Origin of the sequence: Thioclava sp. JE_KL1 (assembly GCF_009296265.1) — a bacterium.
Lineage (GTDB): Bacteria > Pseudomonadota > Alphaproteobacteria > Rhodobacterales > Rhodobacteraceae > Thioclava.
In genome coordinates this window covers 78,033-98,570 of sequence record NZ_WBJS01000009.1, presented here as the reverse complement: position 1 = coordinate 98,570, position 20,538 = coordinate 78,033, and the positions used below count along the sequence as shown (strand labels likewise).

The 20,538-nt window shown below is 63.2% G+C and carries 16 protein-coding genes and 1 pseudogene; 6 read left to right on the top strand and 11 right to left on the bottom strand.

Annotated features, from left to right (window positions below; genetic code table 11):
* The coding region (locus F8R15_RS17015) for a transposase domain-containing protein (protein ID WP_152845386.1) at nucleotides 1-118 on the top strand (118 nt) is incomplete at its 5' end.
* Here the strand turns inward: F8R15_RS17015 and F8R15_RS17010 are convergent.
* From F8R15_RS17010 to recA, 8 genes are all read right to left on the bottom strand, one after another.
* Nucleotides 110-2,929, bottom strand: coding sequence for a methyl-accepting chemotaxis protein (locus F8R15_RS17010; RefSeq protein WP_172976249.1), 2,820 nt, complete (start codon nucleotides 2,927-2,929; stop codon nucleotides 110-112). The two genes, F8R15_RS17015 and F8R15_RS17010, sit on opposite strands and share 9 nt — an antisense overlap.
* Before the next feature lie 122 nt (nucleotides 2,930-3,051).
* The gene (locus F8R15_RS17005) at nucleotides 3,052-3,816 is read right to left on the bottom strand and encodes a squalene/phytoene synthase family protein (RefSeq protein WP_152845384.1); all 765 of its coding nucleotides are present in this window, start codon (nucleotides 3,814-3,816) and stop codon (nucleotides 3,052-3,054) included.
* Nucleotides 3,813-5,435, bottom strand: coding sequence for a citramalate synthase (gene cimA, locus F8R15_RS17000; RefSeq protein ID WP_152845383.1), 1,623 nt, complete (start codon nucleotides 5,433-5,435; stop codon nucleotides 3,813-3,815). The genes F8R15_RS17005 and cimA overlap by 4 nt, the downstream gene beginning before the upstream one ends.
* Entirely contained in the window at nucleotides 5,432-5,596 is a 165-nt protein-coding gene (locus F8R15_RS21515; RefSeq protein ID WP_172976248.1) for a hypothetical protein, read from the bottom strand. The genes cimA and F8R15_RS21515 overlap by 4 nt, the downstream gene beginning before the upstream one ends.
* The gene (cysS, locus tag F8R15_RS16995; protein WP_152845382.1) at nucleotides 5,596-7,035 is read right to left on the bottom strand and encodes a cysteine--tRNA ligase; all 1,440 of its coding nucleotides are present in this window, start codon (nucleotides 7,033-7,035) and stop codon (nucleotides 5,596-5,598) included. The genes F8R15_RS21515 and cysS overlap by 1 nt, the downstream gene beginning before the upstream one ends.
* Nucleotides 7,036-7,293: 258 nt before the next feature.
* Nucleotides 7,294-7,599 (bottom strand): DUF1330 domain-containing protein, encoded by a 306-nt coding sequence (locus tag F8R15_RS16990; RefSeq protein WP_078523379.1) that lies wholly within the window; start codon nucleotides 7,597-7,599, stop codon nucleotides 7,294-7,296.
* On the bottom strand, nucleotides 7,599-10,253 hold the full coding sequence (alaS, locus tag F8R15_RS16985; RefSeq protein ID WP_152845391.1) for an alanine--tRNA ligase: 2,655 nt from the start codon (nucleotides 10,251-10,253) through the stop codon (nucleotides 7,599-7,601). Before alaS ends, F8R15_RS16990 begins: the two co-directional genes overlap by 1 nt.
* A gap of 125 nt (nucleotides 10,254-10,378) precedes the next feature.
* Entirely contained in the window at nucleotides 10,379-11,446 is a 1,068-nt protein-coding gene (gene recA / locus F8R15_RS16980; RefSeq protein WP_078523378.1) for a recombinase RecA, read from the bottom strand.
* A 215-nt stretch (nucleotides 11,447-11,661) separates the two neighbouring features.
* Here recA and F8R15_RS16975 point away from each other — a divergent pair, with 215 nt between their 5' ends.
* The gene (locus F8R15_RS16975) at nucleotides 11,662-12,264 is read left to right on the top strand and encodes a hypothetical protein (protein WP_152845381.1); all 603 of its coding nucleotides are present in this window, start codon (nucleotides 11,662-11,664) and stop codon (nucleotides 12,262-12,264) included.
* Here the strand turns inward: F8R15_RS16975 and F8R15_RS16970 are convergent.
* Both F8R15_RS16970 and F8R15_RS16965 read right to left on the bottom strand, forming a co-directional pair.
* Nucleotides 12,256-14,624, bottom strand: a pseudogene (locus F8R15_RS16970) (ATP-binding protein). The gene F8R15_RS16975 and the pseudogene F8R15_RS16970 sit on opposite strands and share 9 nt — an antisense overlap.
* A gap of 153 nt (nucleotides 14,625-14,777) precedes the next feature.
* The gene (locus F8R15_RS16965) at nucleotides 14,778-15,938 is read right to left on the bottom strand and encodes an RsmB/NOP family class I SAM-dependent RNA methyltransferase (RefSeq protein ID WP_152845380.1); all 1,161 of its coding nucleotides are present in this window, start codon (nucleotides 15,936-15,938) and stop codon (nucleotides 14,778-14,780) included.
* A gap of 230 nt (nucleotides 15,939-16,168) precedes the next feature.
* Here F8R15_RS16965 and F8R15_RS16960 point away from each other — a divergent pair, with 230 nt between their 5' ends.
* The 4 genes from F8R15_RS16960 (at nucleotide 16,169) to F8R15_RS16945 (ending at nucleotide 19,600) form a co-directional block, all read left to right on the top strand.
* Nucleotides 16,169-16,558, top strand: a complete 390-nt coding sequence (locus F8R15_RS16960) for a TadE/TadG family type IV pilus assembly protein (protein WP_165756979.1) — start codon at nucleotides 16,169-16,171, stop codon at nucleotides 16,556-16,558.
* A gap of 1 nt (nucleotide 16,559) precedes the next feature.
* Complete coding sequence (locus F8R15_RS16955) at nucleotides 16,560-17,906, top strand: pilus assembly protein TadG-related protein (protein ID WP_152845379.1); 1,347 nt, start codon at nucleotides 16,560-16,562, stop codon at nucleotides 17,904-17,906.
* A 113-nt stretch (nucleotides 17,907-18,019) separates the two neighbouring features.
* Nucleotides 18,020-18,715, top strand: a complete 696-nt coding sequence (locus tag F8R15_RS16950) for a sulfotransferase (RefSeq protein ID WP_152845378.1) — start codon at nucleotides 18,020-18,022, stop codon at nucleotides 18,713-18,715.
* A 72-nt stretch (nucleotides 18,716-18,787) separates the two neighbouring features.
* Nucleotides 18,788-19,600, top strand: a complete 813-nt coding sequence (locus F8R15_RS16945) for a glycosyl transferase (RefSeq protein ID WP_152845377.1) — start codon at nucleotides 18,788-18,790, stop codon at nucleotides 19,598-19,600.
* On the opposite strand, the gene F8R15_RS16940 is transcribed toward F8R15_RS16945, so the two are convergent.
* Nucleotides 19,597-20,502: a glycosyltransferase family 92 protein gene (locus tag F8R15_RS16940; RefSeq protein WP_152845376.1), complete on the bottom strand. Its 906-nt coding sequence runs from the start codon at nucleotides 20,500-20,502 to the stop codon at nucleotides 19,597-19,599. The genes F8R15_RS16945 and F8R15_RS16940 overlap by 4 nt on opposite strands.
* Nucleotides 20,503-20,538 lie beyond the last annotated feature (36 nt).

Genomic DNA, 20,538 nt, shown 5'->3' with positions numbered 1-20,538 from the left:
GATCAACGGCGTCGAGCCCTTCGCCTATCTCAAGGCCACCCTCGAAGCCATCGCCGCCGGCCATCCGCAAGGCCGCATTGATGAACTTCTCCCGTGGACCTTCAAGTCGTCAAGCTGAACCTGGGGTGGGATGCAGCCGCCGCTTACGCTGATTCACCGCGATATTTATCTCTTTCAGCCCATCTGCCTGCTCATGGGCACCGCCCGCTATTTCAGAGACACGCGCCGAAATATCGACGACAGCGTTAAGAATTTCCGTGAGCGCACGGCCGGTTTCGCCGACGAGGCCCACGCCTCGGGTCACCTGTTCGCTCGACGCGGTGATCAGGGTGTCGATTTCGCGTGCGGCTTCGGAAGACCGTTGCGCGAGGGCGCGTACTTCTGAAGCGACAACGGCGAAACCGCGGCCCGCTTCACCGGCGCGCGCGGCTTCGACACCAGCGTTGAGCGCAAGTAGGTTGGTCTGGAAGGCAATCTCGTCGATCACGCCGATGATCTTGGAAATCTGCTGTGAGCTGGTTTCGATTTCGCTCATCGCCTGTATGGCCTGCTTGACCACTTCACCAGAGGTTTCCGCGCTGCTGCGGGCTTCTGACACCACCCGATCCGCTTCGGCCACGCCTTGCGCCGATGTCGTGACAGAGGATGAGAGCTGATCGAGCGCGGCTGCGGTCTCTTCGAGCGTCGCGGCCTGCTGTTCCGTTCTGCGGCTGAGGTCATCAGAGGCAGAGGCGATCTCACTGGCCTCAGTATCGATCGCCGCAGCGTTATCGATGACCGAAACGATCGCTGCCGCAAGGTTTTGCGCCGCAGCGTTGAAATCGTTGCGCAACGCCTCGTATTCCTCGGAAAACTCCGTGTCGAGCGTCAGGCTCAGGTCGCCGCGCGACAGGGCCGCAAGGCCGAGTTGAAGCGTCTCGACGACAGATTTCTGAGCCTCGAGCATTTTGAGATTTCGGTGTTGTGCGGAGGCGAGCGCAGCGTCCGCAACGGTCACGTCACTGGCCATGAGCACGATCTTCATCAATCGCCCTGCTTTATCCGAGATCGGATTGAGTGAGCCGTCGAGCAGAAAGGTATTGCCCTGAGGGTCACGTATCGAAAAGCGGGCAGTGACGGGCTCACCGGCGGCAATCGAAGGCGAAGGATCACTGCCATCAACCGTGCTTAGCCAGTCCTTCAGCGGCTCTCCCATGAGGCTTGGTGCCTGCCCCCCGAGGAGCGATTGCAGATTTGCGTTCATTCGAACAACCTTCCCCGCAGGATTGGCCTCGCAAACGAGCTGGCCACGCTCGATGGCCGCGATAAGGGCATCCTTCATCCGTCGTTCGGTCACGTCGCGCCACTCGACCACGAACCCCGCCTGATTGCCCTGCCCATCGACGAATTCGGTGACGTCGACGCCAAAACGACCCTCGCCAACTTTGATATCGACATGAAGCGGCAATTGGGCTGGATCACCGAGCAGTGCACGGGCGTGTCCCCGATTGGCGTGGAAGTCATCCATCGAGCGGCCAACAAGATCTTCAGGATCGAGGTCGGGACTGACGACGCGGAACTCGTCGAGCCGCGACTCGACCAGATCGACGAGCGCACGATTGACATGGGTGATACGGAAGTCGCGGTCGACGATCATCAGGGCGGCGGAGGCGTTGGCATAGGCTGCTCCTTGTCGCGTGGCCTCGCGTTTGATCCCTTCAGACTGATCAAGCTCGTCGCGCAGGTTGCTCAGCGCGGAGGCGATTGCGCCGACTTCGTCGCCACGGCGAGTCTGTGCGATCTCGCTCGCGTAATCGCCTCCGCTGATCTTGCGAATGGATTTTTCCAGGCCCTTGAGAGGGTTTGAGACGGATCGTGCCATCCAGGCAGAAAGGGCCGCCAATAGAAGGATGAGCCAGGAGGCGTTGAATAGCATCGCACGGGCAAGTGACGTGGCAGGAGCGAACAGCTCTGCACGGTCTTGCTCGACGACCGCCCAATAGGGCTGATCGAATAGAGTGACCTTCTGGGTTCTCTCGATCGCTGGATGCCCTTGCAAAGAGATCACCTCTTCTTGCGCCTGTTCCACAGCACTCACGGTAGCCGCGGGCAAAACCTCCCCCGGTTTTGGAGCGCTGGCCGGAAAGCGCAGATCGCTCATCAGCCTCCCTTTCTCGTCAATCAGGAAACCTTCACCGGTTTCGCCGATGCCGCGTGGGTTGGCCATGATCCCCCCAAGTTCGGCCATCGGCTTTCGCAAGACAACAGCACCGAGCTTGAGACCATTTCCGTTTCGCACGGGGCGTGCGGCGAAGAACCGACCCTTGGCAAACTCGAAATGCGGGGGCGAAACGGCGACGGTATCGGCCGCCACCATGCCCGTCGGCGCGCTCAACCAATCCAGCGCAGCGGTCGCGGCCTCGATCAGTCCCGCCGGTTCATCCGCAAGCGCGTGACCAATCGCGCTATGATCGCGCGCGGCAAAAACAATGCGACCGTCGCGATCGATCAGATAGAGATCTTTCAGGCCATTCTCCGCCAAAATCTGATCAATGGCGGGACCATAGCGATCCAGTAGCAGGCGATAGTCCCGGAGCGGGCCGCTCACCTCGCCCTCGGACGCCCCGGCCTCTGCGGCCCCGGTCCGCAGGCTTTCGATGGCGGTAGGATCGAGCCGGTTGAGGCTCTTGGTGAAATCGTAAAGCGCCCGCGCCGTGTCGGGATTGGCGGCAATCGTGCGGGTATTGGAGGCCAGTGTCTGCGCCCAGTCTTCCGCAAGAGCGACGCGCGCGGCCAGAGTTCGCGTGAGCCGCTGTGTCCCTTCGCTTTCCAGCAGTCCGTAGGCTGTGCGATAGGCTGAAATTCCCATGATGGTCAGCGCGACCATGGCAATCGCCACCAGCATGAGCGGCAATTTCAATCCAAGTTTGAGATTGTCGAAAAAGCGCATCAACGTCCTCCGGCGAACAGCGACAACGACCCGACCTATCGGGGCAATCGCGATCACCATCAGGCGAAGAGTTGAAGATTCCTCTAACTTCCGAAAAATTCCCGCAGGCTGGCCCTAAGGGCTCAGACGCCAAGCAGCGCGGCGCGCAAAAGTCCCGATCTGCGGCGGAATTCCGACAGCGCCAGCGCGCCCGGCACAAGCGGGTCCTCTATTTCGCGCGCGAGAGAGAGCAGCGCCCGGGCTTGCCATCCCGGTAGGAGTGCCGCCTTGGCCGGTCCCAGACGCAGCTTGCGGGCGGGTTCGAGTCGCGCTTGGCCCTCCGCCGCGAGCTGATGAAGCGTTGCGCTGTCTGGCGCGGCAAGCGGTGGACGGCCCTGCGCGACGAGATCGGGCCATGCTTGCAGGAGCGCCGCGAGGCCAGCGCCTGCACCGAAACTGCGCACGGTGATTTCCGCGTCTTCGGGCGCGCCAAGGGCATCGGCGGCGGCCCAGTAAAGCGCGCCGGAAGTCTGATCGAGATAGGCCCAAAGGCTTGAAATATCGTCGAAAGGATCGGGCCAGCAATCGGCACGACGGGCTTCGGCTGCGGCAATCAAATGGCGCGAGGGCTGTGCCACCGAGACAAGCGCCGGGCCGATCTCATGCGGCGGTTCGCGGCCCTCGGACAGAGCCTCCAGCGCATCGACCCACCATTGCAGGCGCATCTCGGCGACCATCGGCTCTGACGACGCCCAGGGCGCACGCGCGATCTCGAGATTGGCAGCGTAGAGCGGCCAGAGGCGGTCGCGCAGATCCGCAGGCGCGGCCATGGTGGCGGCAAACCGGTCGGGATCGCCCTGACGCACGGCCTCGGCCGCCGCTTGCAGAGACGCGGCCAGATCGCTCATGCCGGTTTCGCCCCGTCGCGCATCAGCTTCCAGATCATCGCGTCGAGCAGCGCCTCGAAACTCGCATCGACTATGTTCGGCGACACGCCCACGGTCGACCAGCGCTGGCCCGCGCCGTCTTCGCTATCGATGATGACGCGGGTGACGGCCTCGGTGCCGCCTTGCGTGATACGGACGCGGAAATCGACCAGCTTCATGTCGTCGATCAGGCTTTGATAGGGGCCGAGATCCTTCGACAGCGCTTTCGACAGCGCATTCACCGGGCCACGGTCATGGCCCTGCTCGTCCATGCTTTCCGAAACCGAGAGCATCTTCTTCCCACCGACTTTCACCACCACGACCGCCTCGGAAATCGAGACCATCTTGTCGTAGCGGTTCTTGCGGCGCTCCACGGTGACCTTGTAGCGCTTCACCTCGAAGAACTTCGGCAACTGCCCCAGTTCGGCCCGCGCGAGCAGTTCGAAACTCGCTTGCGCCCCGTCATAGGCATAGCCCTGATCCTCGCGCTCCTTGATCAGATCGAGGATGCGGGCGAGGCGCGGATCGTCCTTCGCGACCTCGATCCCCATGCCTTTCAGCCGCGCACGCAGGTTCGACTGGCCCGCCTGATTGGACATCGGGATCAGCCGCGTGTTCCCCACCACGGCGGGGTCGATATGCTCGTAAGTGTCCGGATTCTTGAGGATTGCCGAGGCATGCAGCCCCGCCTTATGGGTGAAGGCCGAGGCGCCGACATAGGGCGCGGAGCGCAGCGGCACCCGGTTCAGGATGTCGTCGAGCTTGCGCGAGAGCTTGGTGATGTCGCGCAGGCTTTCGGGCGCGATCCCGGTGTCGAGCGTCGAGGCGTAGGGCTCTTTCAGCAGAAGCGTCGGGATCAGCGTGATCAGGTTCGCATTGCCGCAGCGCTCGCCCAGCCCATTCAGCGTGCCTTGGATCTGGCGCGCACCGGCCTCGATGGCCACGAGGCTGCCCGCCACGGCGTTGCCGGTATCGTCATGGCAATGGATGCCGAGACGGTCGCCGGGAATGCCCGCCGCGATCACCGCTTCGACGATCTTGCCGATCTCGCCTGGCAGCGTGCCGCCATTGGTGTCGCACAGCACGATCCAGCGCGCGCCCGCCTCATAGGCGGCGCGGCAACACTCCAGCGCATAGTCGGGGTTCGCCTTGTAGCCGTCGAAGAAATGCTCGGCGTCGAACAGCGCCTCGCGACCTTGCGCCACCATATGCGCAACCGAGGCGCGGATATTCTCGAGGTTCTCCTCCAGCGTGATCCCGAGCGCGGTAGTTACGTGATAGTCATGCGTCTTGCCGACGAGGCAGACCGCGGGCGTATTCGCGTTCATCACGCCCGCCAGCACGTCGTCATTCGCGGCCGAGCGCCCTGCCCGCTTGGTCATCCCGAAGGCGGTGAAGGTCGCCCGCGTCTCGGGCCGGGCCTCGAAGAAATCGCTGTCGGTCGGGTTCGCCCCGGGCCAGCCGCCCTCGATATAGTCGATGCCGATCCCGTCGAGCGCCTTTGCGATCTCGATCTTCTCAGGCACCGAGAACTGGACGCCTGCCGATTGCTGCCCATCGCGGAGCGTGGTGTCGTAGAGATAGAGGCGTTGTTTGGTCATTGGTTGCCTCCGTCGAGGTTACGTTCCGCCAGGCCGCGCCCGATGGTCACAGGAGCCACCGGATCGCCTGCGATCCGGTTCGCCCCCGACCCGCCCCCCAGGGCGGGGGCGAAGATGCCCCCACCCTCGGGCCGGAGGCAAACCTGCGTTGCGTAAGCCATCACAGGCCCTCCAGCTTGGCGGGGTCGAAATCGGGCCCGGGCAGCAATTCCACCCCGGCCTTCGACATGCGCACCTCGACACCAGCGGCGATGAGGGCCTGTTTCATTGCGTCGACCGGTGCGAAGTCTTTGGCTTCCAAGGCATTCGCACGCAAAGCTGCGAGCGTGTCGGCAAGTTCTTTCAAGCCGTCAGTCTTCGAGCGAAGTTGCTGCACCCGGCGCTCCATCTCCTCAAGCGATATCAACCCGAGAAAATCCAAACCAACAGCCATATCGGTCACAAGATCAGCCTGACCTGCGAACTTGTCGATGGCAACCAATGCCCCATGGGTATTTAGATCGTCACCGAGCGCGTCGAGAATGGCTTCGTGCGGCGCACGTTTCGCCGCTTGTTCGAAATCGCAATAGCGATCTGCCATGCGCACGAAATCATCGAGCTTCGCGGCGGCCCCCGCAGCCTTCTCCGCCGTCCAGTCCATCGGCTTCGTGTAATGCGTCTGCAGGAACACGAACCGGATCACCTCGCCGGGAATACCCTTCTCGCCGTCATGGCCGTCCAGCAGATCGCGCACGGTGAAGAAATTGCCCAGGCTCTTGGACATCTTCTTGCCCTCGACCTGCAGCATCTCGTTATGCAGCCAGTAATTCGCGAAAGAGCCCTCGGGGTGGGCACAGCAGCTTTGCGCGATCTCGTTCTCGTGGTGCGGGAATTGCAGGTCGATGCCGCCGCCATGGATATCGAACGACGCCCCGAGCAGCTCGTAACTCATGGCCGAGCACTCGATATGCCAGCCCGGACGGCCCCGGCCCCACGGGCTCTCCCAGCCCGGCAGCCCCTCGTCGGAGGGCTTCCAGAGCACGAAATCCATCGGGTCTTCCTTGAAGGGCGCAACCTCGACCCGGGCCCCGGCCATCATGTCATCGACCGTCCGACCGGACAGCGCGCCGTAATCCTTGTAGCTGCGCACCCGGAACAGAACATGCCCCTCGGCGGCATAGGCGTGACCATCTTCGATCAGCGTCTCGATCATCGCGATCATCGCGCCGATATAGTCGGTCGCGCGCGGTTCCTGATCGGGACGCAAGGCGCCGAGCGCATCCATGTCGGCATGATACCAGCCGATGGTTTCCTCGGTCCGTGCGCGGATCAGCTCTTCGAGCGACCCTGCGGCCCCGGCTTCCTTGCGCGCCAGCGCCGTCGCGTTGATCTTGTCATCCACATCCGTGAAATTGCGCACATAGGTGACGTGCTCCGCCCCGTAGACGTGGCGCAGCAACCGGTAGAGCACGTCGAACACCACCACCGGACGGGCGTTGCCGAGATGCGCCCGGTCGTAAACGGTCGGCCCGCAGAGATACATCCGCACGTTGTCTGCATCGATCGGACGGAAATCCTCGACTTTCCGGGTCAGGGAATTGCGCAAACGGATCTGGGTCATGTGTCCTCGCAAAGGGTCGGCGGCACCTGCCGGCGGGCTTACAAGGTCATGAGAAATTTGGAAAGAGAAGACCGGCCCGCGTGACGTATGTCAGCGGATAATGCAGCAGATGATGATGGTCTTCGTAGTCATGGCGGCAGCATAGGACGCAGCGCGCCCGAAGGTCCAGAGCAAAAACGACCGGGCGCAACGTCATAGAAAAAGGCGGCCGCAGCCGCCTTCTAAATGATTTCAGATCAATACCTTACAGGCCGATCTTCATTTGATTTCGACGTCGTCCATCGCCTCGACGATCATCAGGTCGCGCTCGGATGCGCCTTTGGCATGGGCCAGCGCCGCCTGATAGTCGTCGGAGTAGTAGCAGGTTTCGGCCGCTTCCAGAGACGGGAACCAAGCGACGACATTGCGCGCGCGGTCATTGCCTTCGAGTTGCACATAGCGCGCGCCACGAGCGAGGAAGCGTCCACCATGTTTCGCGATCGCGGGGCCCGCGCCCTCGGCGTATTTGCCATAGGCCTCGTCGTCGAGCACCTTCACATGGGCGATCCAGAATGCGCCTGCCATTACAATCCCTCCAGAACAGTTTTCACGGCCGCGATGGCCTCATCGGCTTTCGACGGATCGGCCCCGCCGGCTTGCGCCATATCGGGACGACCGCCGCCGCCTTTTCCGCCAAGCGCCTGCGCCGCGGCTTTCACCAGCTCGACCGCGCTGACACGCTCGGTCAGGTCCTTGGTCACGCCAGCCGCCACGGCCGCCTTGCCGCCCGCGTCGGCCACTACGAGGATCACGCCGGAACCGACATTCTCTTTCAGCTCGTCCACGATCCCCGGAAGGTCCTTGCCGGTCACGCCGGCGACAACTTGAGGAACGAACTTCAAGCCGTTGATTTCGCTGACTTCCGGACCACCGGAAGCGCCGCCGCCCATCGCCAGTTCGCGACGCAGCTGCGCGATCTCATTGGCCTGCGCCTTGCGCTCGTCGAGGATCGCCTGCAGACGTCCGAGCAGATCGGCCTCCGAGGTTTTCACCAGCCCTTCGATCTCGCCCAGCAGCTTGTCACGGCGGCGCAGTTCGGCCATCGCGATATCGCCGGTCAGCGCCTCGATCCGACGCACGCCCGACGAGGACGCGCTTTCGCCGGTCAGGACGAAGGTGCCGATATCGCCGGTCCGCTTCACATGAGTGCCCCCGCAAAGCTCGAGCGAATAGACATTCCCGTTCGTGCCTTTGCCGGAATTGGCCAGCTCGCCCATCGAGACGACACGGACCTCACCGCCGTATTTCTCGCCGAACAGCGCCTGCGCGCCCAGATCGCGCGCATCGTCCGGCGTCATGATCCGGGTGTCGACCTGCGTATTTTGGCGAATGAATTCATTCACTTCGCGTTCGATCTTCGCGACTTCCTCGGCCGACAGCGCCTTGTTGTGCGAGAAGTCGAAGCGCAGACGGTCCTCGGCATTGAGCGAGCCGCGTTGAGCCACGTGATCGCCCAACGTGCGGCGCAGCGCCTCGTGCAGCAGGTGCGTGGCCGAGTGGTTCGCGCGGATCGCGCTGCGGCGGGCGTGATCGACTTCGAGCTTCGCGCCCTGCCCCTTGGCGAGCTCGCCCTCGGTGACGCGCGCGAAATGGATGAAGACGCCTGCGACTTTCTTGGTGTCGGTAACTTCGGCTTTACCCGTCTCGGTCACAATCCAACCGCGATCGCCGACCTGACCGCCGCTTTCGGCGTAGAACGGGGTCTGGTTGACCACGATCTGCACTTCGCCGGTCGCTTTGCCGATCTCGGCCCCGTCGGTCACGAGCGCGGTGATCTGACCTTCGGCGGTCTCGGTGTCGTAGCCCAGGAATTCGGTCGCGCCGAGCTTCTCGGACAGGTCGAACCAGATAGCGGCATTGGCCGCCTCGCCGGTCCCGGACCAGCTGGCACGCGCCTTTGCCTTCTGCTCTTCCATCGCGGCGTCGAACCCTTCGGTATCGACCTCGCGCTCACGTTCGCGCAGCGCATCCTGCGTCAGGTCGAGCGGGAAGCCGAACGTGTCATAGAGTTTGAACGCGGTCTCGCCCGGCAGTCTTTTCCCTTCGGGCAGGTCCACAAGCGCCTCGTCGAGCAGCTTGAGCCCGCGATCGAGCGTGGTTTTGAAGCGGGTTTCCTCGCCCAGAAGCGTCTCTTCGATCAGCGCCTGCGCCCGGCCAAGCTCGGGGTAAGCCGCGCCCATCTCGCGGATCAGCGACGGCACGAGACGGTGCATGACCGGATCCTTCGCGCCCAGCAGGTGCGCGTGACGCATCGCGCGGCGCATGATCCGGCGCAGCACGTAGCCGCGCCCGTCCGCCGAGGGCATCACGCCATCCGCGATCAGGAACGAGGTCGAGCGCAAGTGATCCGCGATCACGCGGTGATGCACGTTGCCCGGCCCGTCCGGCGCGCCATCGGTCGCGTTGGCCGAGGCCTCGATCAGGTGGCGCATCAGGTCGGTGTCGTAGTTGTCGTGCTTGCCTTGCAGCAGCGCGCCGATCCGCTCTAGCCCCATGCCGGTGTCGATCGACTGCATGTCGAGCGCGCGCATCGAGCCGTCCTCGAACTGCTCGTTCTGCATGAAAACGAGATTCCAGATCTCGATGAACCGGTCGCCATCTTCCTCGGGCGAGCCGGGCGGGCCGCCCCAGATATGATCGCCGTGATCGAAGAAAATCTCGGTGCAGGGACCGCAGGGACCGGTCGGGCCCATCTGCCAGAAGTTGTCCGAGGTCGGGATGCGGATAATCTTCTCGTCGGGCAGGCCGGCGACCTTCTTCCAGATATTCGCCGCCTCGTCATCGGTGTGATAAACCGTGACCAGCAGCTTATCCTTCGGAATGTCGAAATCCTTGGTCAGCAATTCCCAGGCGAACGGGATCGCGTCTTCCTTGAAATAATCTCCGAAGGAGAAATTCCCGAGCATCTCGAAGAACGTATGGTGGCGCGCGGTGTAGCCGACATTGTCGAGGTCGTTGTGCTTGCCGCCGGCGCGCACGCATTTCTGCGCGGTCGTTGCACGGTTGTACTCGCGCTTTTCCACCCCGGTGAAGCAGTTCTTGAACTGCACCATGCCGGAATTGGTGAACATCAGCGTCGGGTCGTTGCGCGGAACGAGGGGCGAGCTGTCAACGACCCGGTGGTCGTTACGCTCGAAGTAATTAAGGAAAGTGGAGCGGATTTCGTTAAGGCTGGGCATATCGTCCTGTCTCGCCTGATCGGGCATGTCCGGTCCCGTTTAACGCCGCCCTTTCCCCCTGTCCAGCAATCGCAAAAAGGCCGGAAGACGACGCTCCCGGCCTTTGCATGAATTTGCGGTGACGATCAGTCTTCGGTCAGCGCGTCATCTTCGGACAATTTGTCGAATTCGAGCCCGTGGCTGGCGCGAATCTTGTCCTCGATCTCATAGGCGACATCGGGATGTTCGCGCAGGAACGTCTTCGCGTTTTCACGGCCTTGGCCGATGCGTTCGTCCCCGTAGGAATACCAGGCGCCAGCCTTGTCGACGACCCCGGCCTTGACGCCCAGATCAACCAGCTCGCCCATCTTCGAGATGCCCTCGCCATACATGATATCGAACTCGACCTGCTTGAACGGCGGGGCCACCTTGTTCTTCACCACTTTCACGCGGGTCTGGTTGCCCACCACCTCATCGCGATCCTTGATCGAACCGATGCGGCGGATGTCGAGACGCACGGAGGCGTAGAATTTCAGCGCGTTGCCGCCCGACGTCGTCTCCGGCGAGCCGAACATGACGCCGATCTTCATCCGGATCTGGTTAATGAAGATCACCATGCAGTTCGAACGCCCGATCGAGGCGGTCAGCTTGCGCATCGCCTGGCTCATCAGACGGGCCTGCGCGCCCACGGTGTGATCGCCCATATCGCCTTCGATTTCGGCCTTCGGCGTCAGCGCCGCGACCGAGTCGACCACGACGAGGCTGACCGCGCCAGAACGCACCAGCGTGTCGACGATTTCCAGCGCCTGCTCGCCTGCGTCGGGCTGCGAGATCAGCAACTCGTCGAGATCGACGCCAAGCTTGCGTGCATATTGCGGATCGAGCGCGTGTTCAGCGTCGACGAAGGCGCAGACGCCGCCCTTCTTCTGCTCTTCCGCGATCGCGTGCAGCGTCAGCGTCGTCTTGCCCGAGCTTTCCGGCCCATAGATCTCGACGATCCGGCCTTTCGGCAGCCCGCCGATGCCGAGCGCGATATCGAGGCCCAGCGAGCCGGTCGAGGTCGCTTCGATTTCCCGCGCGGGCGTGTCGCCGCCGAGCTTCATGATCGAGCCTTTGCCGAATTGCCGCTCGATCTGCGCCAGCGCCGAGTCGAGCGCCTTTTGCTTGTCTGCCTTGGGAGATTTATCCATATCGAAAAGCTTCGCTACTGCCATTTGTCCGCTTCCTTATTTCACAGCGACGGCTGGTCGGCAATGCGACGCCCTCGCGCGGATGTTCACCTCATGTTCTGACCGCACTATGCGCACGGAACGTGAACATTACAACAAAATTTTCCACAACTCACTGAACCGCCAATTCGGTTAAGAAACGGTTTACCCGCGTGGGCCGAATGATTATCACCGGCGCAGTTAGGAGCTGACCCGCCAAGATGCTGATTTTCTGGAAACAAAAACTCGTCTTCCTCGCCACGCCGAAGGCAGGTTCCTCTGCGGTCGAGACTGCGCTGGAGTCTTTGGCCGACGTCGCACTGACCCGTCCGGCTGTTCTCAAACACGCCTCGGCCCGCGATTTCCAGGATCATCTTGCGCCGTTGCTGTCGTCGAAGACCGAGGCCAGCTTCACCACGGTCGCGCTGATGCGTGAGCCGCTCGACTGGTTGCGGTCGCTCTATCGTTTTCGACTGCGCGATTTGATCGAGGAAAGCGACATTTCTGCCGGCTATTCTTTCGAACAGTTCGCGCGCGACTACATCGAGGACCCGCGCGCAGGGTTCAGCGATGTGCCCAGTCAGGCCGCATTTCTCTGTGATGATGAAGGCACGCCGCTGGTGGACCGGATTTTTCCGTATGAGCGGATCGAGGATTTCGTGCATTTTCTCGAAGATGAGCTCGGCTTCGCCATCACCCTGCCCCGCGTTAACGTCCCCCCGGCGGTCGAGACCGGGCTCGCCCCCGAGACCGAGGCTGCACTGCGGGTCGCGATGCAGGACGATCTTGCGCTTTATGATCGGGTCACCCGCGCCTTATCGTGAGAGCAAGTCCTGCACCGTTGCGGTCAACTCGCTCAGCGAGAAAGGTTTCGGCAGGAAAATCGAATCCGGTACGGGGGACGTTCCGTTTTGGAACACTTCCTCTGCATAGCCCGACATGAAGACCGTGCGCGTGCCCGGCCGCGCCTCGAGCGCGCGGCTGACCCAGCTTGACCCGTCGAGGCCGGGCATGATCACGTCGGTGACGAAGATATCGACCTGCAAATCCGCATCTTCGAGCAGTTCCAGCGCCTCTTCCGCGCTCTCGGCTTCCAGCACGGTGTAGCCGCACAGCTTGAGCGCGCGCGCGCGGCGAAGGCGCGCACCGGGGGCTCATCCTCGACCAGAAGCACGGTCGCCTCGCCGGCAATCACGGGGGTCGCCTTTGTCGCGCACGGCGCGACTTCCGCTTTGGGCATGACGGAAGGCGTCGTGGGGCCATGCGGGGCAGTTCGCGCCTCCGCCGTTGCGTTTTCGGCACTCGACACGTCCGCCTCTTCGGTGGCGGCATAGGCGGGCAAAAGGATCGTGAAACTCGTTCCTGTCCCGATGACGGAATCGCAAAAGATATAACCGCCGGTTTGCTTCACGATGCCATAGGCGGTCGAAAGACCGAGCCCTGTACCCTCGCCGGTGCGTTTGGTGGTGAAGAAGGGCTCGAAAATCTTGCTTAATTTATCGGCCGCGATACCGGTGCCGGTATCGGTGACCTTGATCGCGACATAGTCGCCCTTCGGCACTGCCACGCGGTCGCGCGTGCGGTTTTCGGCAAGGTGCACCGCGTCGGTCTCGATCCGAATCTCGCCCCCGCCGGGCATCGCGTCGCGCGCGTTCACCACGAGGTTCATGATGACCTGTTCGAGTTGCCGCTTGTCCGCGCGCACCCGTCCGGGATCGCTTTCATGCTTGACGCTCAGGACGACCTTTTCGCCAACCAGCCGGTTGAGCAGATGGGTCAGATCGGACAGCGTGTCGTGCAGATCGAGAATCTCCGGCTTCAGCGTCTGCTTGCGCGAGAAGGCAAGCAATTGCCCCACTAGCGCGGCGGCGCGATTGGCATTCTGGCTGATTTGATCGAGATCGGCATAGTCGCCATCGCCCTTGTCGTGGCGCAGCATCAGCAGGTCGCAATGGCCCGAAATCGCGGTGAGCAGGTTATTGAAATCATGCGCAACGCCGCCCGCAAGCTGACCGATCGCCTGCATTTTCTGGCTTTGCACGAATTGCGCCTCGAGCGTCTTGAGCTGCGTCGCGTCGGACAGGACGGCGAGCAGCCCCGCACGCCCGTTTTCCACGATCCGCGAGAGTGTGACCTGAAGAAAGACCTCCTTGTCGCCGCGCCGGGCGCGCAGCACCTCGGGACGGCCATCGGCGCGGCCTGCGAGCGCGTCGTTCACCCAGTCCGAGACCGGACGCCCGAGCCCTTCGAGGAGGTCGGCAAGGCGGGTCTGTGGCTCGATCCCACCAAGGAGGCCACGCGCGGCACGATTGGCCGCGCGCACCCGACCATGGGCCGACAGGCGCAGCATAGCGACGGGCAGCGCCTCGAAGTTCGCGCCTTCTTCGGCAGAGCGCGGCCCACCGATCGGCAGCAGATAAACCTCGGATCGGCCGCCCACGCCTTCAAGCTGGGCCACGACCGCGGTGACGGGGCCGTCCTCTCCCTTGATCTCGTGCTCTTCGCCCGAGCGCAGCGGCAGATCGGTGAAAATACGGTCGAGGGAGCGCACCCGCTCCCCCACGAGCCGCCGCAACGCCTCGTTCATGAACAGGATCGTGCCGCCATTGGAGACGGTGAGCATTGGCAAGCTGATCGTTTCCGCGCCGCGCCCGCCAATCGCCCGTTCGGCCATATCTTCGAGCCGCCAGAGAAAATCGCCCGAGCCGATACGGTGAACAGAGAGCCGCAGATGGCCCCGCCGGGTCACGAGATCCTCGCGCGCGGCCCCCGTCGCCTCCGCCTTGCTTTGCAGGCGTCGCAGCACCGCGCCGGGATCGGCGAAAAGCTCCGCCAAGGTTCGCGCCAGCCCCTGCCCGCCGCGCGAGCCGAAACGGTCCACGGCAGCCCGGTTCTGATAGCCGATCTCGCCCTCGGGGTCGGTGGTGAAGCTGGGGGCTGCGTCATGGGCGATGAAATTCGCGAGCGTTTCCTGCTGCCGCGCGCGCCGCCTGCGGTCCTGCGCCAAGGCCAGTCGCAGCCAAGCGGCCGTGATCACGAGCGTCCCCGCGACAGAGAACATCGCCCAGGTCACCACCTCATCGGGCATCACGAAGGCAATCGCCGCCGCGATTCCCGCTGCAAGCAGCAAATAGACCGCACCCGGCGCCAGCGCCGCCATCGTCTTCGAGAGTGGCTGCAGCATCAATTCGTTCCGCCCCACGCTCGCCTCCCTGCCTGACAGATCGGCCCCATAGCGCGGTAAAATAATTAAAACCCAATTAACGCGACTAGACTTTCAACTGACGATTGAGTCAATCACGGAGCCGTGAACCGGGCGACAAAAGTGGCAGAAAAATCAGAGCTGGAGCTGGGCGACGAAAAACCCGTCGCCACCGGAGAGCGGCGTGAATTGCCGCTGCGACACGAGCTCGCAGCCGTGACGCGTCACGAAATCGGCGATCTGCGCGCCATTCTCGACCGAGAGAAGCGAGCACGTCATGTAGACCAGACGTCCGCCGGGGGCGACGAGGTCGCGGGCGGCGTCGAGAATTTCGCTCTGCAGGGCCACGAGTTCGGCCAGTCGCGCAGCGCTCAGACGCCATTTCGCATCCGGCGTGCGGCGCCAGGTTCCCGAGCCCGAACAGGGCGCATCGACCAAGACGAGGTCATAGCCCGTCCCCGGATCGCCCGGCGCGCGCATGGCCACTTTCGTCCCGGCGCGTTTCGCGCGGGTGGGCAAGTCACGCATCCGCCCCGCATCAATGTCATGCGCGGTGATCTGCGCCTCGGGACAGGCTGCGGCCAGCGCCAGCGCCTTGCCCCCGCCACCCGCGCAATAGTCGAGCACGCGCTGACCCGCCGCGATCGGGACAGAGGCGATGGCCGCTTGCGACGCCGCATCCTGCAACTCCACCAGACCGTTCGTGTAAGCCTCAGCCTGCTGAATGCGTCGCGCACCTTCGCCAAGCTCCAGCGCGGTCTCTGCGAGCGGATGCGGGAACGCCTCGATCCCGTCCTTGGCGAGCGCCGCGATCGCCTTGGCGCGATCTGTTTTCGCAAGATTGACGCGCAAGAAGACCGGCGCCCGGGCGCGCATCGCCTCGGAAATGGCGTTGAAGTCGGGCTCGAGATCGGCGGCAAGCTGGTCGCGCAGCCAATCGGGCCAGTCCAGTTGCGCAATAGCCTCGGGCAAAGGCTCGGACAGGGCCGCGCGCTCCTCGTCGGAGAGAGGATCAGGCGCAAAGCCCTCGCCTCTGAAGACCGTTGCGGGATCGGTGCCCTGCAAACGGAGCAGCCCGGCGACCAAGGCGCGTCCCTGCGCCCCGCCCCCGGCAAGCGCGGCACTCGCCTTGCAGCGCAACACATCGAAGACGTGATCGCGGATCGCCGCGCGGTCCTTGGAGCCCGCGAACCTGTGGCCGCGCGCCCAGTTGGTCAGCGCACGCTCCGCCACCTCGCCCGTTTGGATGCGGTCGAGAATATCGATGGCGGCGGCATAGCGCGCGGCGGGCGTCATGGGCGGGCTCCGAATTAAGCTGTGGTCTGGGGGCGTTGTAGGCGGCGGCGGGGACCGGCGCAACGTCGCGCTGCAAAGACCGCAGCCCTAAGCATCGCGCGCCCAAATGTGTCGATTCCGATCAATTTCTGCCCCATTTTCGCAATTTCGCCATATTTACGCCGCGGTAGTTTCGCTTTTTGCAACTGGAGATAGTTAATCAACCGTTTTCAACCATGGGGCGTCCTGTCTTGAAGCGTTTAAAGAGTTTCTTCTCCGCCGAAGACGGCGCCACAACGATCGAAGCATTGCTCTGGCTGCCGTTGTTTATCGGGATGCTCGCCGCGACCGTCGACGTTTCCCTCATCTTCAACGCCCAATCGCGGATCCTCGGTATCGTGCAGGATGTAGATCGCGCCTACTCGGTCGGGCGGTTCGAGAATGACGAGGACACGATGGCGCGCCTGCGCGCCCTGCTCCCCTATGACGAGACCACCTACACGGTCGACACGCAAGTCACCGACGGGATCATCGAGACCCGCGTGACGATCCCGATGTCCGAACTCGTCGCCACAGGTCTTTTCACCAGAGTTCTCAACATGGACCTCACGGTCCACGACTACCGCTACATGGAGTCCTGACATGAACCGCGTAACGATTACCGATTTTACCGCTGAAGAAGATGGCGTGATCACCCAGCTTTCGCTGTTCTGGACGATCCTGTTCCTCGCTGTCGGCAGTCTCGCGCTCGACGTCTCGAACGGCTATCGCAATCGGGTGGTGATGCAGGACGCGGCCGATGCAGCGGCGCTCGGTGCGATGTATCTCTCCTCTGACCCGCTGATCACCAAAGACGAGGCGAAGACCCGTGCGGCCCAGCTGGCCCACTCCAACCTCGCCTCCGATGACGGGACTTCGGTGATCACCAAAGACGACGTGACCTTCGGTTATTACGACGCGACCAATCACCGCTTCGTCACGGATTACGCCGAAGACCTCGATCTGAGCCCGGCCGTCCGCGTGATGGCCCATCGCACGACCGAGCGCGCGAACGCCGCACCCACCTTCTTCGGCAAGGTGATCGGTCAGGACGGTTGGCAAATCAACACCGGCGCCGTGGCCGAAGCCTATCAGCCCGCCTGCCTCACCGAAGGTTTGGCCGCGAAAGGCGTGATCGACCTGCAATCGGGCAACAGCTTCGCTTCGGGCTTCTGCCTCTATGCGGCGCAATATGTTTCGCTCAATCAGAACAACCTCTTCGAGAGCGGCGCGATCGTGTCGATGCCCGACACCAGCAAGCTCGACATCCCCGCCTCGGGGTTCAAGCAGAATGACGGGCTGCAAGAAGCGCTGCGCACCTCGTTCTACAAGCTGCGCGTCATCGATCGCATTCCCAAGATCATCGAGTCGATGCGGGACGGCACCGGCTATCTGCCCGCCTACATCACCAACAAGAGCCCGACCGTGCTGACCGGCACCAAGCTCGACACCACCGACTTCGAACCCGGCAATCTTTATGTGCTCAACTGTAATTCGAGCGTGACGATCTCGGTCCCGAATAAAGTCGACGACACCGTGACGACCGATCCCGCCGTGATCTCGGAAGTCGCTGTAATCGCGGATTGCCCGGTGAAATTCGGCAATGGCGTTGCACTCGAAAACGCGATCTTCGCGAACACCTCGACCGATGATCGCAGCTTCTCGGCTCCGCAGGGGCTGCGCATTGGGCGCGATGACAATTGCGCCCCTGACGGCGGCGCGAAGCTGATCACCATGGGCGGTGTCTCCTCGGCAGCGAAAATCTCCTTCTTCGGCGGCCAGATCCTCGCGGTGAAGGATGTGAGCTTCTCGGCACAGGCCGAGGGGATCGAAGGTGTCGCGATCGTCTCCGGCGGCAAGATCGACGGCACCTCGAACTCGCGCTTCGGTCATTGCGATACCGGGATGGAAGGCAATATCGAGATGAGCTACTTCCGGCTGCGGATGTAACCGGTTTGCGGCGGGTCGCCAGACGCACAAAGCGCGATTGAAACGATCCGCCCAAGATGGGATAGGAGAGGTTACGTTTTCGCCGCTCCTGTCTCACCCGCTCCGAGGTCGCCATGCAAGATCGCGCCGCTTCCGCGCAACCGCACTCCCTGCCGCGCGTCGTCGCAATCGGGTTCAACAAATGCGGCACGCGCTCGCTGGCCGAGCTGTTTCGCGCAGCAGACCACCCCACCGTTCACCACAAGATCCGCGAAGGCCGCCCCGTGCCGCGCCGCATCGGCCGGGTGATGCGCGAGAACCTCGCCGCCGGGCGAAAGGTCTTTGCCAGCGCCGAGGATTTCACCTTCTATTGCGACCTGATCTACAGCGACGGCACCGTGACCTGGGAAGGTGCCACCGCCTTCCGCGAAATCCTGCGCGATTATCCCGACACGATCCTGCTTCTGAACTTCCGCGACCGCGAAGGCTGGATCGCGTCGCGTCTCAAGCATGGCCATGGTGAGTTTGCCAAGCGCGAACTGGCGGCGCGGGGGCTGACCGATCTCGAGGTGCTCAAGGATCAATGGCGCGCGGAATGGGATGCGCATCTGGCCGATGTGCGCGCCTATATGGCCGACAAGCCGGATCAATACGTGGAATTCGATCTCGACAATGACAGCGCCGACGACCTTGCGGCCCGCCTGCCCGCCTATGGGCTCGATGCGGCCGATTTGCAGGATATCGGGCGCACGCGCGGCAAGAAGATGCATCCGCTCAAGCGCTTGGCGAAAAAGCTCAACGCCCATCTGCGGCCGCGCTTCTTCCGCTGACCGCTCCGATCCGCGATTGCACGGCCCCGCCCGCTGGGGCTATTGAGGGCGCGTAACTCAAAAAGGTGTCGCATGAAGAAACAGATCATCTGTATCCGCTGGGGCGAGAAATACGGCGTCGATTACGTCAACCGCCTCTACGGAATGGTCGCGCGCCATGTGACGCCGCCCTTCGATTTCTACTGCTTCACCGACACGTTCGAAGGACTCGATCCCGGCATCACCGCGATGCCGCTGCCCGAGCTCGATTGCGACATGCCCAATGTGCGTCAGGGCATCTGGGGCAAGTCCCGGCTGTGGCGCTCCGATCTGGGCGGGCTGTCCGGGCCGGTGCTGTTTCTCGACCTCGACGTGGTCGTGACCGGCAATCTCGATGCGATGTTCGAATATGGCGACCCCGACGACGTGATCCTGACCCGCAACCCGAACACCCCGTTCGAACGGCTGGGCCAGACCTCGCTCTACCGTTTCCCGATCGGCAAGCTGGCGCCGCTGCGCGAGGAATTCCTCGCCGATCCGCAGGGCACGGCGGAGAAATACGTGTTCGAGCAGCGCTTCGTGACACGGCGCACGCCGGGTGGCGTGAAGTTCTGGCCGAAGGGCTGGGTTGCGACCTTCAAGTGGCATTGCATCCGGCAATTCCCGATCAACTTCTTCGCGCCGCCGAAACTGCCGAAGGATGCGAAAGTCGTGATCTTCCCCGGCGGGTTGAACCCGATCGACGCGATCGAGGGGCGCTGGAACAGCCGCTCAACCCATATGGCGCCGATGGAGCATGTGAAGGCGGGCCTGCGCGGCGACCGTGACGGATCGATGCTGCGCCACCTGCGCCACTTCCTCTGGCCCACGAAATGGGTCGAGGAGAACTGGCGCAAGGATCCTTAACCGGTGATCCCAAGGCGCGCGGCCAGATCGCGGGCGCGCGTATCCTCGACCGTGTCGGCCTCGACGCTGTTCACGGTGCGCATCACCTTGCGCCGATAAGCCTCGCGCTTGGCCACAAGGTTCGGCCCGCGCGCGATCTTGGCCTCCAGATCGGCTTTCGAGCGCGTGTAATAGTGGTTCAGCTGCACGGCGGCGGTGGAGTAGAACTCCGGCTTGTCGCGCGCGCTCATGCCGGACTTCATCCCCGCGTCGTTCCACGTCGCCTGCCCGCCCTCGGTCTCCATCGAATGAACGCGCAGCGCCGTCAGGCGGCACGGATCGACGAGCATCTTGAACGCCCGCAGCCCCGGCGCGTCGCCCATCGGATCGCGCGCACGGGTGGTGAAATTGGCGAGCATCCCGCCCTCGGGCGTCGTCTCATGGCCGGAGAAGCCGAACATGTGCCACGGCAGCGAGACATTCGGGATATCGCCCAGAGGCGCAAGTGCGGCGTTCAGATCATCGCCCGCCGTGGGGATCAGGAATTCGTCCACGTCGATGAAAGCCATCCAGCGCACGTCACTCCCAAAATTCCCAGCCGCGTGGGCATAGGCGAGCACCTGATTGTGGATTTCGCGCCCCAGCCGGATATCGCTGAGCCGCTGCGCCCAGGGAATGATCGTGAGCGCCTCGGGCGGTAGCGCGCCTTGCAGCACCGCGCGGGTCTCATCCGTGCTGGCATCGTCGTAGATCACGAAATGCCGCACGCCCGCAGCATGGTGAAACCGCGCCCATTCGCCGATGAACCGCGCCTCGTTGCGCACGATCGTGGCGATGGCGATGCCGTGACGGTCCGGACGCGGCTCGGGCGTGGTGATCCCGAGCTTCGAGATTTTCGCCCGGCCCAGCAGTTTTCGCAGCATTCGCGCCTCCCGTCCGAGTCACGAACGGGACGCCCC